Annotated in this window: 11 protein-coding genes and 1 pseudogene; 4 read left to right on the top strand and 8 right to left on the bottom strand. The window is 72.1% G+C overall.

Annotation, left to right across the window (positions count from 1 at the left end; translation table 11 throughout):
* Positions 1–55 precede the first annotated feature (55 nt).
* From SSPS47_RS14420 to SSPS47_RS14400, 5 genes and pseudogenes are all read right to left on the bottom strand, one after another.
* Positions 56–1,279, bottom strand: a complete 1,224-nt coding sequence (locus SSPS47_RS14420) for a Cmx/CmrA family chloramphenicol efflux MFS transporter (protein WP_164254581.1) — start codon at positions 1,277–1,279, stop codon at positions 56–58.
* An 87-nt stretch (positions 1,280–1,366) separates the two neighbouring features.
* Positions 1,367–2,023 (bottom strand): hypothetical protein, encoded by a 657-nt coding sequence (locus SSPS47_RS14415; protein WP_164254582.1) that lies wholly within the window; start codon positions 2,021–2,023, stop codon positions 1,367–1,369.
* Between the two features lie 42 nt (positions 2,024–2,065).
* Positions 2,066–2,935, bottom strand: a pseudogene (locus tag SSPS47_RS14410) (YihY/virulence factor BrkB family protein); the annotation flags it as partial.
* 333 nt (positions 2,936–3,268) lie between these two features.
* Positions 3,269–3,463, bottom strand: coding sequence for a hypothetical protein (locus SSPS47_RS14405; protein ID WP_164251488.1), 195 nt, complete (start codon positions 3,461–3,463; stop codon positions 3,269–3,271).
* Between the two features lie 153 nt (positions 3,464–3,616).
* Entirely contained in the window at positions 3,617–5,971 is a 2,355-nt protein-coding gene (locus SSPS47_RS14400) for a heavy metal translocating P-type ATPase (protein WP_164251487.1), read from the bottom strand.
* A gap of 301 nt (positions 5,972–6,272) precedes the next feature.
* Between SSPS47_RS14400 and SSPS47_RS14395 the strand changes: the two genes are divergently transcribed.
* Positions 6,273–6,977 carry a copper homeostasis protein CutC gene (locus SSPS47_RS14395; protein WP_147876698.1) on the top strand — a complete coding sequence of 235 codons (705 nt, stop codon included), beginning with the start codon at positions 6,273–6,275 and terminating at the stop codon, positions 6,975–6,977.
* Between the two features lie 66 nt (positions 6,978–7,043).
* On the opposite strand, the gene SSPS47_RS14390 is transcribed toward SSPS47_RS14395, so the two are convergent.
* Together SSPS47_RS14390 and SSPS47_RS14385 are read right to left on the bottom strand one after the other, a co-directional pair.
* Entirely contained in the window at positions 7,044–7,937 is an 894-nt protein-coding gene (locus SSPS47_RS14390; RefSeq protein ID WP_203557846.1) for a signal peptidase II, read from the bottom strand.
* A 23-nt stretch (positions 7,938–7,960) separates the two neighbouring features.
* A complete protein-coding gene (locus SSPS47_RS14385; RefSeq protein WP_203558075.1) occupies positions 7,961–9,961 on the bottom strand; it encodes an ATP-binding domain-containing protein in 2,001 nt (666 codons plus the stop codon).
* Positions 9,962–10,447: 486 nt separating this feature from the next.
* Here SSPS47_RS14385 and SSPS47_RS14380 point away from each other — a divergent pair, with 486 nt between their 5' ends.
* Positions 10,448–10,657, top strand: a complete 210-nt coding sequence (locus tag SSPS47_RS14380) for a hypothetical protein (RefSeq protein WP_147876700.1) — start codon at positions 10,448–10,450, stop codon at positions 10,655–10,657.
* Positions 10,658–10,820: 163 nt separating this feature from the next.
* Entirely contained in the window at positions 10,821–12,038 is a 1,218-nt protein-coding gene (locus SSPS47_RS14375; RefSeq protein WP_239064911.1) for a glycosyltransferase 87 family protein, read from the top strand.
* On the opposite strand, the gene SSPS47_RS14370 is transcribed toward SSPS47_RS14375, so the two are convergent.
* Positions 11,996–13,639: a DNA repair helicase XPB gene (locus tag SSPS47_RS14370; protein WP_078076609.1), complete on the bottom strand. Its 1,644-nt coding sequence runs from the start codon at positions 13,637–13,639 to the stop codon at positions 11,996–11,998. The two genes, SSPS47_RS14375 and SSPS47_RS14370, sit on opposite strands and share 43 nt — an antisense overlap.
* Before the next feature lie 224 nt (positions 13,640–13,863).
* Here SSPS47_RS14370 and SSPS47_RS14365 point away from each other — a divergent pair, with 224 nt between their 5' ends.
* Complete coding sequence (locus tag SSPS47_RS14365; protein WP_239064910.1) at positions 13,864–14,697, top strand: VanZ family protein; 834 nt, start codon at positions 13,864–13,866, stop codon at positions 14,695–14,697.
* The last annotated feature ends 5 nt before the right edge of the window (positions 14,698–14,702 follow it).

Genomic DNA, 14,702 nt, shown 5'->3' with positions numbered 1-14,702 from the left:
GCCGTGGCCGGGCGCCTTCGATCGGCGGGCGGGCCTCGGGTGGCCGGGGTTGTCTTCACGGTGCGAGCCGTGACCGGGCGCCCTCAACCGCCGGGTGGGGGCGATCCGTGCCCTTCGCGATCACGCGTGTGCCGCCCGGCCGCTGGTGGCGTATCGCCAGCGCCACCAGGCCCGCCGCCAGCACGGTCATCGCCGCTCCCGCCCACGCCGTCGAGGCGAAGCCGAGCCCCGCGTCGATCACCGTGCCGCCGAGCCACGGGCCGCCCGTGTTGCCGAGGTTGAACGCCGACGTCGCCGTCGCGCCCGCCAGGATCGGGGCCGCCGCCGCCACGTTGAACATCCGCGCGTTCAGCGCCGGTGCCGTGAAGAACGCCGAGAATCCGAGCAGCAGCGACAGCGCCACCACCGCCGCCGCGCTCGACGCCAGGAGTGCCAGCGCGGCCAGGAACACCGTCGACGCCACCACGCCACTCAGCAGCACCCCGAAGAGGTGCGCGTCCGCGACCCTGCCGCCGATCACCGTGCCGATCAGCGCGCCGACGCCGAACAGCGCGAGCACCGTGGGGACCCAGCCCTCGTCCAGACCGGCCACGTCCGTCAGCAGCGGGGCCAGATAGGAGAACGCGCAGAAGACCCCGCCCGCCGCGAGCGCCGTGATGGCGATCGCGAGCCAGACCTGGCGGTCGCGGTAGATCAGCAGCTCACGCCGGAGTTCCGGCTTCCGCTCCGGCAGCGGGATGCGCGGGATCAGCGTCGCGACACCGACCAGCGCGACGGCGGACGCCGCGCCGACCGCCCAGAACGCGGAACGCCAGCCCAGATGCGTACCGAGGAACGCCCCGGCCGGCACCCCGAGCACGTTCGCGATCGACAGCCCGCCGATCATCACGGCCATCGCGCGGGCACGCGAGGTCTGCGGCACCATCGCGATGGCGACCGCCGCGCCGACCGCCCAGAAGCCCGCGCACGCGAACGCGCTGACGACACGTGAGACGAACAGCACCTCGTAGTTGGGCGCGATCGCGCCCGCGACCTGGCCGAGGCCGAAGACGGAGATCAGCGCGATGAGTGTCGTACGGCGCGGCAGCCGCAGCGTCGCCACGGCGAGCAGCGGGGCGCCGACCACCATGCCGATCGCGAAGGCGGATATCAGCAGACCGGCCTTCGGGATGCTGACATCCATGTCCTCGGCGATCGGCGGCAGCAGCCCGGACAGCATGAACTCACTGGTCCCGAGGGCGAAGACGGAGAGCCCGAGTATGTACACGGCGAGTGGCATGCGGGCGCGGCTGGGCGCGACGGGAGCGGAGTCAGGCATGGCACGTACAACCACCGGCCCCCGCTCCGTGATTCCTGACCGGGCCGGTCAGCGGGTGAGCGTCTCCAGCTCGGCCGTGAGGTTCAGACGGGCCCGTCCCTCCCAGAGCTCCGCGCCGTGCGGCGTGCGGAACAGCCTCTCCAGGTCGAGGAGTTGGCGCAGTACGGCCGCCCGGCCCGCCCGGAACGCGTCGTCCGGGACGAAGCCGTACTCCTCCCGCACGGCGCGTGTGTACGCCTCGTACGCCTCCGGCCCCGACGCGAGGATCGCGAGATCCGCGTCACACAGCACCTCGCCGTTGGTGTCGCCGGGCGCCGGATCGTGGGTGACGGTGAGGCGCACGAGGCGGGCGACCTCGTCCGTGACGTCGGGCCGTACGCCCGCCTCGGTGAGCGCGCGGACCGCGAGGACGGCGCTGCGCTCCTCGTTCTCCGAGCGGTCGGGCCGGTAGACGGCGTCGTGGAACCAGGCCGCCAGGCGTACGGCTTCGGGGTCGGCCGCGTACACGGCGAGGGTGTCGATGTGGTCCAGGACGGCCAGGAGGTGGTCGGTGTTGTGGTACCGGCGCTGGGGCTCGGCCCAGCGGGCCATGAGGTTTTCGGCGTAGGGGAGGGGATCGGGGAGCGGGCCGGGGGCGCTTTCCCCGTCCCGGACCGCGTCGAGGGTGCGCAGCCAGCGGCTGCGGAGGGCGTCGTGAACGGACATGGAGGGAGAGCTTAGAGCCCTGTCCCCGGCGGCCAGCTCCGCGTTGAACTGGGCGCCGGCCACCAGCGACAGGTTCGACAGCCACAGCCAGACGAGAAAGACGATGCTGCCCGCGAGCGAGCCGTAGAGCCGGCTGTACGTACCCGAGTGGGCCGCGTACAGCGCGAACCCCGCCGACATCAGCAGCCACAGCAGCACCGCGAGCACCCCGCCGGGCAGCGAGCTCCGCAGATGGCGGGTGCCGGGCGGGCCCGTACGGAACACGATGAGGACGAGGACAGCCGCGAGCGCCAGCAGCAGCGGCCACTTCAGCACGGTCCACAGCACGGTCGCCGTGCTCCCGACGCCCAGCAGCGGTCCGATCCGGTGGACCGCGTCGCCCGTCAGCACCAGCGTGAACGCGCTCGTGACGAGGAGCGCGAGCAGCGCGCACGCCGCGATCACGATGCGCGGGGCCTTGCGCCACGGCGGGCGGTGGTCGACCGCGCCGTGCATACGGTGCAGCGCCCGCCGGAAGACGCCCAGATAGCTGGAGGAGGACCAGAGCGCGCCGACCGTGCCGAAGATCGTCAGCAGCCAGGCCGCGGTGCGCTGGCGGGTCATCTGGTTGAGCGCCTCGCTGATCAGATGCCGGGACTGGGCCGGGACCAGGGAGGTGATCTGGTCGGCCAGTTCGCCCGCCGCGTCGGTGCCCGCGAGACCGATGGCGGCCACGGTGACCAGGAGCGCCGGGATGATCGCGAGGACGGTGTAGTACGTGAGGGCGGCGGCCCAGTCGGTGGCGTCGTCCCGCCACAGCGCGATCGGGGTGCGCCGGAGCGCGCGGGCGAAGCGGCGGGCGTCGCGCGGTGGACGCTTGGCGCGCGGTGGATACGGGTGCCACCAGGCGTGTGCCGGGCGGGACTTGGGCACTCTCGACTCCCCGTTCGGTGTTCGTGTCCGGTGTTCGTGTCGGGCGGTCGCAGGGTCGCGGCGGCGGTCACAGCGGTCGCGGGGGTGCGTGCGGCCCTGTGACGATCTGCCTGCGGCAGTTCCGCCGTGCTGCTTGACCTCAGGGTGCCCTGCCGCGGGCGTTCGACGCGGCTCGGAGCAGCGGCGCACGTGTGGTGTCGGCCCAACGGCTCCCGCGGAGCCCGCCGCGCGAGCCCGCCGGAGCGCGTGCCGGGGCCCGGAGGCGTACGACCGCCTCGGCGTGCCCCGCGCCCTCGGCGCTCGTGCGCGCGTCCGCGACCGGGCCCGCGTCGATCAGCCGTACGACGTCCGCCTGGACGGCGTCCGGCGCCGGCCGTACGGAGAACGTCGCGTCGCCGACCTCTTCGCCGCGGGCGCCGCCGCCGACGCCGCGGGACCGATGGCGGGTACGGCCGCCAGTCCGAGGAGGACGGCGAGCAGGAGGAAGAGGCGGAACGGGCCTTGTGCGAGACGCGTCCTGGTGAGCATGTGACGATCCCTTCCTGAGTGGGAGACTGTCATGCATATGACAGACAGGTGGATCGGGAAACGACAGAAAGCGCTTCACCTCTTCGATCTAAGAAGTGAAGCGCCACCCTGTCAAGGCTTTGGTCTGGACCAGACTCCGGCCCGTCGGACCGCTCAGACGGACGCCTTGAAGCCGCGCAGCCGCAGGGAGTTGCCGACGACGAAGACGGAGGAGAAGGCCATGGCCGCGCCCGCGATCATGGGGTTGAGGAGCCCGGCGGCCGCGAGGGGGAGGGCCGCGACGTTGTAGCCGAAGGCCCAGAAGAGGTTGCCCTTGATGGTGCCGAGGGTGCGACGGGAGAGACGGATGGCGTCGACGGCGGCGCGGAGGTCGCCGGTGACGAGGGTGAGGTCGCCGGCTTCGATGGCGGCGTCGGTGCCGGTGCCCATGGCGAGACCGAGATCGGCCTGCGCGAGGGCGGCGGCGTCGTTGACCCCGTCGCCGACCATCGCGACGGACCTGCCCTCGCCCTGGAGGCGCTTGACGACATCCACCTTGTCCTCGGGCATCACCTCGGCGAAGACGTCCTGCGCGCCGATGCCGACCTCGGTGGCGACGGCCTCGGCGACGGCCCTGTTGTCGCCGGTGAGGAGGATGGGCGTCAGACCGAGGGCGCGCAGACGGCGGACGGCTTCGGTGCTGGTGTCCTTGACCGCGTCGGCGACTTCGAGGATGCCGCGTGCCTCGCCGTCCCAGGCGACCGCGACGACCGTACGGCCCTGCCGCTCCGCCTCCTCCTTCCTGGCGGTGAGTTCGCCGGGGAGGCGGATCTCCCACTCGGCGAGGAGTTTCGTGCGGCCGACGAGGACGGCGTGACCCTCGACGACGCCCTGGACGCCGAGGCCGGGGACGTTCGCGAAGTCCTCGGGGGCGGGCGGGGGGCCGGTCCGCTCGGTCGCTCCGGTGGCGATCGCGCGGGCGATGGGGTGTTCGGAGGCGTGCTCCAGGGCGCCGGCCAGCCGCAGCAGTTCCGATTCCTCGGTGCCGGGGGCGGCGTGGGTGGCCAGGAGGGTCATACGGCCGGTGGTGACGGTGCCGGTCTTGTCGAGGACGACCGTGTCGACCTTCCGTGTCGATTCGAGGACTTCGGGGCCCTTGATGAGGATGCCGAGCTGAGCGCCGCGTCCGGTGCCGACCATGAGGGCGGTGGGGGTTGCCAGCCCCAGGGCGCAGGGGCAGGCGATGATGAGTACGGCGACGGCGGCGGTGAACGCGGCGGTGATGCCCGATCCGTTGCCGAGCCAGAAGCCGAGCGTGCCCAGGGCGAGGGCGATGACGACGGGGACGAACACGGCGGAGATCTTGTCGGCGAGCCGTTGGGCCGCGGCCTTGCCGTTCTGCGCGTCTTCGACCATGCGGGCCATGCGGGCGAGCTGGGTGTCGGCGCCGATCCGGGTGGCGGTGACGACGAGGCGTCCGCCGGCGTTGAGGGTCGCTCCGGTGACGGTGTCGCCTGGTGCGACCTCGACGGGGACGGATTCGCCGGTGAGCATGGAGGCGTCGACGGCGGAGGTGCCTTCACTGACGGTGCCGTCGGTGGCGATCTTCTCGCCCGGCCGCACCACGAAGCGGTCTCCGACCACCAGCTCACCGGTCGGGACGGTCGTCTCGCGGCCGTCCCGCAGGACGGTGACCTCCTTCGCCCCCAGCTCCATCAGCGCCCGAAGCGCGGCGCCGGCCTTGCGCTTGGACCGGGCCTCGAAGTACCGGCCGGCCAGGATGAACGCGGTGACACCGGCCGCCGCCTCCAGATAGATGTTCCCGGCCCCGTCGCCCCGAGCGATCGTCAGCTCGAACGGGTGCGTCATCCCCGGGGTGCCCGCCGTACCGAAGAACAGGGCCCAGAGCGACCACGCGAACGCCGCCGACGTCCCCACCGAGATCAAGGTGTCCATCGTCGCCGCGCCGTGCCGCGCGTTCGTCCACGCCGCACGGTGGAACGGCCAGGCCGCGTAGGTGACGACGGGGGCCGCCAGCGTCAGCGACAGCCACTGCCAGTACTCGAACTGCAACGCCGGCACCATCGCCATCGCGATGACGGGCACGGCGAGGACGACTGCGGTGATCAGCCGCTCCCGCAGCGTGCGCAGTTCGTCGTCGGCGCGGGTGGCCCCGCTCTCCGCACCGGAGCCGGCGCCGGGTCCCGGCTGCGTGCCGCCGCCGCCCGCCGGCAGGGGCGGGGGTGGCTCGGCGGCCGTGTAACCGGTCTTCTCGACGGTGGCGATCAGGTCCTGTACGGAGAGGTCGCCCTGCGCGTAGGTGACCTTCGCCTTCTCGGTCGCGTAGTTCACGGTCGCCTCGACACCGTCCATACGGTTGAGCTTCTTCTCGATACGGGCCGCACACGAGGCGCAGGTCATGCCACCGATGGCCAGCTCGACGTCGACCGTGACGGTGCCCGGGGCGCCGGTGGTGCCGGTGGCTGCCGGGGCTTCGGCGGGTGTGTCGGTTGCCGGTGTGGTGCTCATGACTGCCATTCTCCTCCGCGTCGCCTCCAGATACCCCTAGGGGGTATCTACTTCCATGTCCATGTATACCCCTCGCCCCTATCCGAAGCAAGGGCGGGGTGACGCCGCCCGGCGACGGCGGGTGGCGGCTGATGTGGTGTGGTGGGGGTTTGATGATGCGGGCGCGCCGTGCGGCGTCGTAGGCTGGCTATTGGACTAGACCTATAGAGACCGATCTGTAGATCTGCGACGGGCCGACTGCCGAACCGGTCGTCCCAGGTCCTGACCCGGCTTCCTAGCCTCCCGAACGGAATGGGTTCCCATGAGCAAGCGTGCAGTCCTGGAGGTGATCGCCCTCGACGCCGAGGACGCCGTCGCGGCCCAGGCGGGCGGGGCGGACCGTCTTGAGCTGGTCACCGACATGGCGGCGGACGGTCTCACCCCGCCGGTCGAGACCTTCGCCAAGATCCGCGCCTCCGTCGACATCTCGCTGCGCGTGATGCTGAGGCTCCAGGACGGGTTCTCGGCGGGATCACCGGAAGAGGTGGACGTGCTGGTGGAATGCGTGGACGCCATGCGGGTCGAGGGTGCGGACGAGTTCGTCCTCGGCTTCCTCGACGTCGCCGGCAATGTGGACCTCGTCACGGTCGAACGGCTCGTCGCGGAGCTGGACCCCTGCCGCTGGACGTTCCACCGGGCGATCGACCGCGCGGCCGACCGCGACGCGCTGCGCAAGCAGCTCGCGGACCTGCCCGGCCTCGACACGTACCTCACGGCGGGATCGGCGAACGGGGTCGACGCGGGCATCCCGGTCCTGCTGGCCGAGGCGGAGTCCGCGGCGGCCGGTGAACCGGGTTACGGCCCCGAACTCCTCGTCGGCGGCGGCCTGCGGCTGGACCACCTGCCGCGGCTGCGTGCGGGCGGCCTGAACGCGTTCCACATCGGCGGCGCGGCGCGGCCCAACGGCTGGGGGGCGCCGGTGGACGAGGCGACGGTACGGGAGTGGCGCGAGGCGATCGACGCGTAGTGGCGCGGCCTGCCTTCCCGATCGCCGGACGGGCTCGGTGCGGTGCCCGTCCGGCGCTTGGCGGAGTCAGCCGGCCGGATTGTCGACCGGGTCGCGGTCGACGGCCTCTATGCCCCTGAACGACAGCACCACGATCGTCACCGCGCCCGCGAAGATCCCGATGTCGGCGACGTTGCCGACGAAGAACCCCGCGTAGTCGATGAAGTCGACCACGTGCCCGCGCGCGAATCCGGGCTCGCGGAAGAGACGGTCGCCGAAGTGGGACGTGGCGCCGCCGAGAAGGAGCCCGAGCGCGTACGCCCACGGGGTGGAGACCACGCGCCACGCGTACCAGGCGATGGCGACGACGGCGACTCCGGCGAAGATCGTGAAGACCCAGGTCACGCCGGTGCCCATGGAGAAGGCGGCGCCGGGGTTGTAGACGAGCCAGAAACGGATGACGTCGCCGACGACATCGATCGACTCCGAGTCCCCCAACGCCCCGACGGCCCACCACTTGGACGCCTGATCGACGAGCAACAGCACGAGGCCGATCCCGAGAGTGGACCAGAACAGCCGACGGCTGGGGGGTACGGGTGCGGGTGCCGTACCGGCCGTGTCGCCCGTGTCGGTTGTGCCGACGTCGGCCGCGTCCGGCGCGTCCGGGTCGGCGGCGGTCACACCCTCCGTGCCGACGGTGTCGGGTGCGTTCGTATCCGCCGTCCCCGCCGTGCCTACGGAGTCGGCCGCATGTGCCGTGTCCGCCGGCCCGGACGCCGGGGCGGGTGCGTCGGGAGCGTTCGTCGCACTGTCCGTGTCGCTCGTGGCGACGGCCCGGCCCACGCCGACGCCCACCGGGGCACCCGTCCCGCTCACGCCCCCCGCACCGGCGTCGGACACGTCCGCCGTGCCGTCCGGTACTCCCGGTGCGTCCGTCGTGGGCACCGTCTTCGCCGCATCGGGCTCATCGTTCGAGTTCACTCCGACAGTGTCGCCCACCCGGCCTACCCCGCCCAGGCGGTGTCCAGCTGGGGCGGCAGTGGGGCGGCGTGGATCACGGCCAGGCCCGAGACCGCCCGGGTCAGTGCCACGTACAGGCGGCGCAGGCCCGTGCGTTCGTCCGGTTCGCCGCCGACCACCGCCGACGGCTCGTCCAGGACCACGTAGTCGTACTCAAGGCCCTTCGCCAGCGACGCCGGGACCAGCGTGAGGCGGGAGGCCGCCGTCGTCTCCTCGCCCGGGGCGAGGTACGAGTGGCCCGCCGCCGACAGCGCGGCGGCCAGCCCGGGGATACGGGCGTCCGCCGCGATCAGGCCGATCGAGCCCTCGTGCCGCAGCGACTCCACGCACGCGCCGACGACCGCCGCGTCCAGGGTCTCGGCCCCCACCGCGCGTACCTCCAGCGAGCCCGGCGACTCACGTACCGACGCCACCTCCGTCAGCCCGGGCGAGATCGCGGGCAGCAGACGCGACGCGTAGGCGATCACCTCGCGCGGTACGCGGAAACCGGCCGTCAGCTCCTCCACCACCGCCTCCGGCTTGCCCAGATGCGCCAGCGCCTCCGCCCAACTCGCCGTCGCCCAGGGCGTGGTGCCCTGCGCCAGGTCCCCGAGCACCGTCGCCGAGCCGGTCGAGCAGCGCCGGCCCACCGCCCGGTACTGCATCGGCGACAGATCCTGCGCCTCGTCCAGTACGACATGGCCGAGCGAGTGCGTGCGCCAGACCAGATCGTTCGCCTCGTCGATCAGCACCGCGTCCGCCGACGACCACTTCGCCGTCTTCACGCTGCGCGGCGGCTTCGTCCACAGCAGGGCCTTCTGCTCCTCGTCCGTCAGCAGCCCCTCCGCGTGCTCGGCGAGGAAGTCCGCGTCGGAGAGCAGCCGCAGCACCAGCTTCGCCGGGTCGACGGCGGGCCACATCGCCTTCACGGCCGCCTTCACCGCGGGGTCACGGGCCACCGCGTCCTGCACCCGGTCGTCGGGCGCCTCACCGGATCTCTCCATCTGTACGAGCACGGCGTGCGCGATGCGCTGTGGCAGGGCGTCGTGCGCGGCGCCGTAGCGGATGTCGCGGTCCAGCAACTCCCGCACCAGCTTTTCGAGTTCGTACGCCGGTACCCGCCAGCGCCGGGAGCCGCGCACCACCATCACCGGCTCCGTGGGCAGCGTGACGTGCGAACGGACCGCCCGGCGCAGCACCCGCGCCATGCGGGCGTCGCCCTTGACGACGGCCGTCGCCGCGCTGTCGGTGCCCAGCACCCGCACCTGGCCAGGCCCCGACGCCACCAGCTCGTCGACTGTCGCCTGCTTGACCTCCAACTCGCCGAGTGCGGGCAGCACTTGCTCGATGTAGTGGAGGAAGGAGGCGTTCGGTCCGATGACCAGCGTGCCGGTACGGGCCAGCCGCTCACGGTGCGCGTACAGCAGATACGCCACCCGGTGCAGGCCCACCGCGGTCTTTCCGGTGCCGGGGCCGCCCTGCACGCAGACGGAGCCGCCGAGCCCTGACCGGACGATCTCGTCCTGCTCGGGCTGGATCGTCGCGACGATGTCGCGCATCGGGCCGACGCGCGGGCGCTCGATCTCGGCCTGGAGGAGCTTGCTGGAGTGGGCCGTCTCCGTCGGGTCGGAGAGGTGCTCGTCCTCGTACGCGGTCAGTTCGCCGGCCGTGTAGCCGAAGCGGCGGCGCAGGCCGACGTCCAGTGGATTCTTCTTGGACGCCTGGTAGAAGGGCTGCGAGACGGGCGCGCGCCAGTCGATGACCATCGGGTCGCCGTCGGCGTCGTGGACGTGCCGCCGGCCGATGTAGAAGCGCTCGCCCTCGGCGCCCTCGGCCTCGGCGGCGCCGACCGCGTGCAGGTAGTCGAGGCGGCCGAAGAAGAGCGGGGTGTGCGAGAGGTCGGCGAGGGCCTTGATGCGGTCCTCGATCTGCGATTCGAGGACGGCGGCGTTGACCCAGTTCGCCGTCACGTCGCGGATGTCGAGGGACTGGACGTCCTCGCGCATGGAGCGCAGGGCCGCGCGGGAGGCGCCGAGATGGGCGCGCTCGCGGGCGAGCGGATCGGTGCGGGTGTCGGCCGCCGGGGCCGGGAGCTGGGCCCGGGGCGGTGCGGGGTCGTGCGCGGACACGGTGGTGCCTCCGGATGTACGCAGGCCGACGGGCCGCGACCCGATGGTGGCGGGGCGGCGGCCGGTGTCGGCGGTGGATCACGTCAGGGCAGCCGCCCGGTTTCCGACCGGACGACAGCGCTCCTCGGAGGGAGGCGGGAGAAGAGGGCGATTGTAGTCAGCGGGTGGCGGCGGGGCGAACGGGTTTTCCGGGGCCGTCCGGGCCGCGGGCCTCGTCCTTCCCCGTCCGACCCCGGTGAGAGGTCAGGGGCGGGGGCGTAGTCCCCGTAGGGGATGCCGTATCCCCGCAGATGTACGGAACGGCTCGGCCGATTCCCCCTGCGGAGCGATGTGCCGCGCTCGCGGAGGACGCACCATTGAAGTATGAGTACAGCGACCTTCACCCCGATCCCGACCGTGGACGTCGGCCCGCCGCACAGCGGGGCGACGGCGCTCGGTTCCGCCCCTCACTCCGGCCCGCACCAGCCGCATCGTGTCGGCAACGCGCTGCGGGCGGTCAAGGTCTTCGTGACCGCCGCGTTCAGCGTGGCCGTCCTCGGTGAGTACGGAGAGGAGGCGGGCATCATGCGCTGAGCACGCACATCCACCCGCAGGACCGCACGCAAGTCCGCATGTCTGTACGTGTCTGTACACCCGCGCGTGCATCCGCGCGTACATCCGCACATCGCTGCGCGGCCGACCGGCACCTCGGCACGAGCCCCGATCGGCTAATGTCGCGGCCGTGACGCTCCCGACCGTGACTGTCCGGTCACTCCTCGCAGTTGGCGCACTCGTCCTGTCGCTGACCGCACTCACCGCACTCACCGCGCTCTGCCCGGCCCAGTACGCCCTGCTCGCTCAGCCGATCCCGGTGGCCGAGCGGGTCGCGGTCACCGAGTGGCGACTGCCCGCCACCTCGCCGCCGTTCGCCGCGATCCTGTTCGTCCCGGCCACCTGGCTCCCGGTCGCCACGCTCAAGGCCGTTGTCGTCGTGGGCAACGTGCTGCTTCTCGCCCTCCTGGTCCGGCTTTCCTGGCGATTCGCCGCCCGGCGCCCCGACACGGCCACCACCCCCGTCCCCGTCCCCGTTTCCGTACTCGTCGCCTTCGGGCTGTGGCTCGAACCGGTCTTCCGGACCGTCCTGCACGGAGAGATCAGCCTCGCGCTGGCCTGCCTCGTCCTCTGGGACCTGACGCGGCCGGACCACGCGCTCGGCAAGGGCTTCGCCGTCGGGATCGCGGCGGGCGTCGAGCTGACGCCCGCCCTCTTCATCGCCTATCTGCTGGTCACGGGCAGGTCCGGCGACGTACGCGCCGGGCTCACCGCCCTCGCGTCGCTCATCGGCACGATGCTGCTCGGCGCGCTCGTCCTGCCCCGGTCCAGCCTCGACTTCTGGACTCTACGGGTCTTCGAGACCAGCCGTCCGGGCGAGGCGTGGAGCGCCGACAACCAGTCGCTGCAAGGGCTGTTCGCCCGCGCGCTGCACACGCCCGAGCCCGGCGTCGGCTGGGCGGTCGCCTGCGTCGTCATCACGTTCGCCGGCCTGTGGCTGGCGCGAAGGGCCGTCGTGCGGGCGGGACATGGGACATGGGGCATGCCGGCCATCGCGCTGACCGCGCTGCTCGTCTCGCCGGTCAGCTGGTCCCACCACTGGGTGTGGTGCGTGCCGCTGCTGGCCGTCCTGCTCGCGGAGGGCCGGTGGCGTACGGCGGCGGCGGTCGCGCTGGTCTTCTCGGCGCGGACCTTCCTCCTCGTACCCCACGAGGACGGGGCGGAGCTGCAACTGCCGTGGTGGCAGCAGGTGTTGGCGGCCCCGTACGCACTGCTGGCACTCGCGGTGCTCGCGGCCCTCGCTTACGCGGCCCACCGCCGCCACCGCCACCGCCGGATCACCGACCGGCGGCTCGCGGCCGTCCGCCCGCTCCCGCTGTCTCAGTTGCCGGCCAGCAACTCGTCGGCGTCCACGATGCGGTAGGCGTACCCCTGCTCCGCGAGGAACCGCTGCCGGTGCGCCGCGAAGTCCTGGTCGATCGTGTCGCGGGCGACCACCGAGTAGAAGCGCGCCTCGTGGCCGTCCGCCTTCGGCCGGAGCACCCGGCCCAGCCGCTGCGCCTCCTCCTGCCGGGAGCCGAACGTGCCCGACACCTGGATGGCGACCGTCGCCTCCGGCAGATCGATCGAGAAGTTCGCGACCTTCGACACGACGAGCACCGAGATCTCGCCCTGCCGGAACGCCTCGAACAGCTTCTCCCGCTGCGCGTTGCTCGTCTCGCCCTTGATCACCGGGGCGTCCAGATGCTCGCCCAGCTCGTCGAGCTGGTCGATGTACTGGCCGATGACCAGCGTCTGCTCGCCCTTGTGCTTCCGGACCAGGGCCTCCGTCACCTTGCGTTTGGTCGCCGTCGTCGCGCAGAAGCGGTACTTCTCCTCCTGCTCGGCGGTCGCGTACGCCAGGCGCTCGCTGTCGGTGAGATTGACCCGTACCTCGACACAGTCCGCGGGCGCGATGTAGCCCTGCGCCTCGATCTCCTTCCACGGCGCGTCGAAACGCTTCGGCCCGATGAGCGAGAAGACGTCCGACTCGCGGCCGTCCTCCCGCACGAGCGTGGCCGTCAGCCCGAGCCGGCGCCGCGCCTGGAGGTCGGCGGTGAACTTGAAGACGGGCGCGGGCAGCAGATGCACCTCGTCGTAGACGATCAGACCCCAGTCGCGGGAGTCGAACAGCTCCAGATGCGGATAGACGCCCTTACGGCGGACCGTGAGGACCTGGTACGTCGCGATCGTGACCGGTCGGATCTCCTTGCGCGTACCGCTGTACTCGCCGATCTCCTCCTCGGTCAGGGACGTGCGCCTGATCAGCTCGTGCTTCCACTGCCGGGCGGAGACGGTGTTGGTGACGAGGATCAGCGTCGTCGCCTTCGCCTGCGCCATCGCGCCCGCGCCGACGAGCGTCTTGCCCGCCCCGCACGGCAGCACGACGACCCCGGACCCGCCGTGCCAGAAGCCCTCGACGGCCTGCTTCTGGTACGGCCGCAGCGACCACTCGCGCTCGTCCAGCTCGATGGCGTGCGCCTCGCCGTCCACGTACCCGGCCAGGTCCTCCGCCGGCCAGCCCAGCTTCAGCAGCGTCTGCTTGATCTGCCCCCGTTCGGAGGGGTGCACGGCGACGGTGTCGGGGTCGATCCGCGCACCGACGAGCGGCTGGACCTTCTTCGACCGCAGGATCTCCTCCAGGACCGGCCGGTCGGTGCTGGTCAGCACGAGCCCGTGGGTGGGGTGCTTGGACAGCGTGAGCCGCCCGTACCTGGCCATGGTCTCGGCGACGTCCACGAGCAGCGCGTGCGGCACCGGGTAGCGCGAGAACGCCACGAGCGCGTCGATGACCTGCTCGGCGTCGTGTCCTGCCGCCCGCGCGTTCCACAGCCCGAGCGGGGTCAGCCGGTAGGTGTGGATGTGCTCGGGCGCCCGCTCCAGCTCGGCGAAGGGCGCGATGGCCCGCCGACAGGCGTCGGCCTGCTCGTGATCCACCTCCAGCAGCAACGTTTTGTCGCTCTGGACGATGAGAGGTCCGTTCACAGCAGCGCCTTCCGTCCTACGTACGGCCACTTCCCACGGCCAAACGTCCAGTGTGGCGTATCGCGGGTGCTTTCGTGGAGGGGGAGCCTCGGGGCCACCGGAAGCGCGCGTTCAGGACGGACCGGACGCCCCTCTCGCGCGTCTTCCCCGCCGAGCGCCGGACCGGGGCGACTCGGGTGCGTACGTGGCGCGGTCGGGGGCAGGCGCGGCGTATGGCCGCTGAAATGGAACCGACGGGTGGGCGGGGCAGCGCCCGCGGGGTGGACGGCTCGGTGAACGCGACGTCGTCCTGGAGTACGTCGTGGGGCGGAGCCGTGCTGCGGGTGGTCATTCTGGCCGTGGCGCTCCTGCTGCTGGTCGGGTTCGCCGCCGTTCTCGCGGAGTTGACACTCACGCCGTCACCCGCCTCGTCGGAGATCGCCGGGTCCAATCTCCAGCCGGGGCACTCGCTGCGCCAGTACGCCGAGGACTACACCTTCCTCGCCGCCTGCAAGCAGGTCGGCGGCAACGTGCTGATGGGCGCGCCGTTCGGGCTGCTGCTGCCGGTGCTGGTGCCGCGCAGGTTCCGGATGCTGCGGGTGATGGCGCTGACCGTGGTCATGATGACCGTGGTGGAGCTGGCGCAGGGCGCGATCGTCGAGGGCCGGGCCTTCGACGTGGACGACGTGATCATGAACGCGAGCGGTGCGTTCCTGGCGTATCTGCTGATCGGGCGCCGGTTCAGCCACCGCTTCCACACGCTGGGGTTCCGCTCGCTGGAGGCGCAGGTCCGGCGCGAGCGGGAGCGTGAGGAAGAGCGCGAGGCGGAGCGGCGTGAGCGGGTGGCGGAGAAGAAGGCCCGGCGCGCGGGTGTGGGCACGCCCACGACGGGTCGCACGCCGTGGACCGAGCGCGTGCGGTCCGCGGTGAGGCGCGAGCCCGTGGCCGCGAAGAAGACGGCGGCGAAGAAGACGGCGGGGAAGAAGGCGGCGGCGAAGAAGACCACGGCCGGGAAGACCGCGACCGCGAAGAAGTCCCCGGTGAAGAAGACCACGCCCGCGAAGAAGAGTCCGAAGTAGCGCCC

This window comes from Streptomyces sp. S4.7 (assembly GCF_010384365.1).
Lineage (GTDB): Bacteria > Actinomycetota > Actinomycetes > Streptomycetales > Streptomycetaceae > Streptomyces.
Note: the sequence above shows the minus strand (reverse complement) of the source record. Positions and strands in the feature narration are given on the sequence as shown.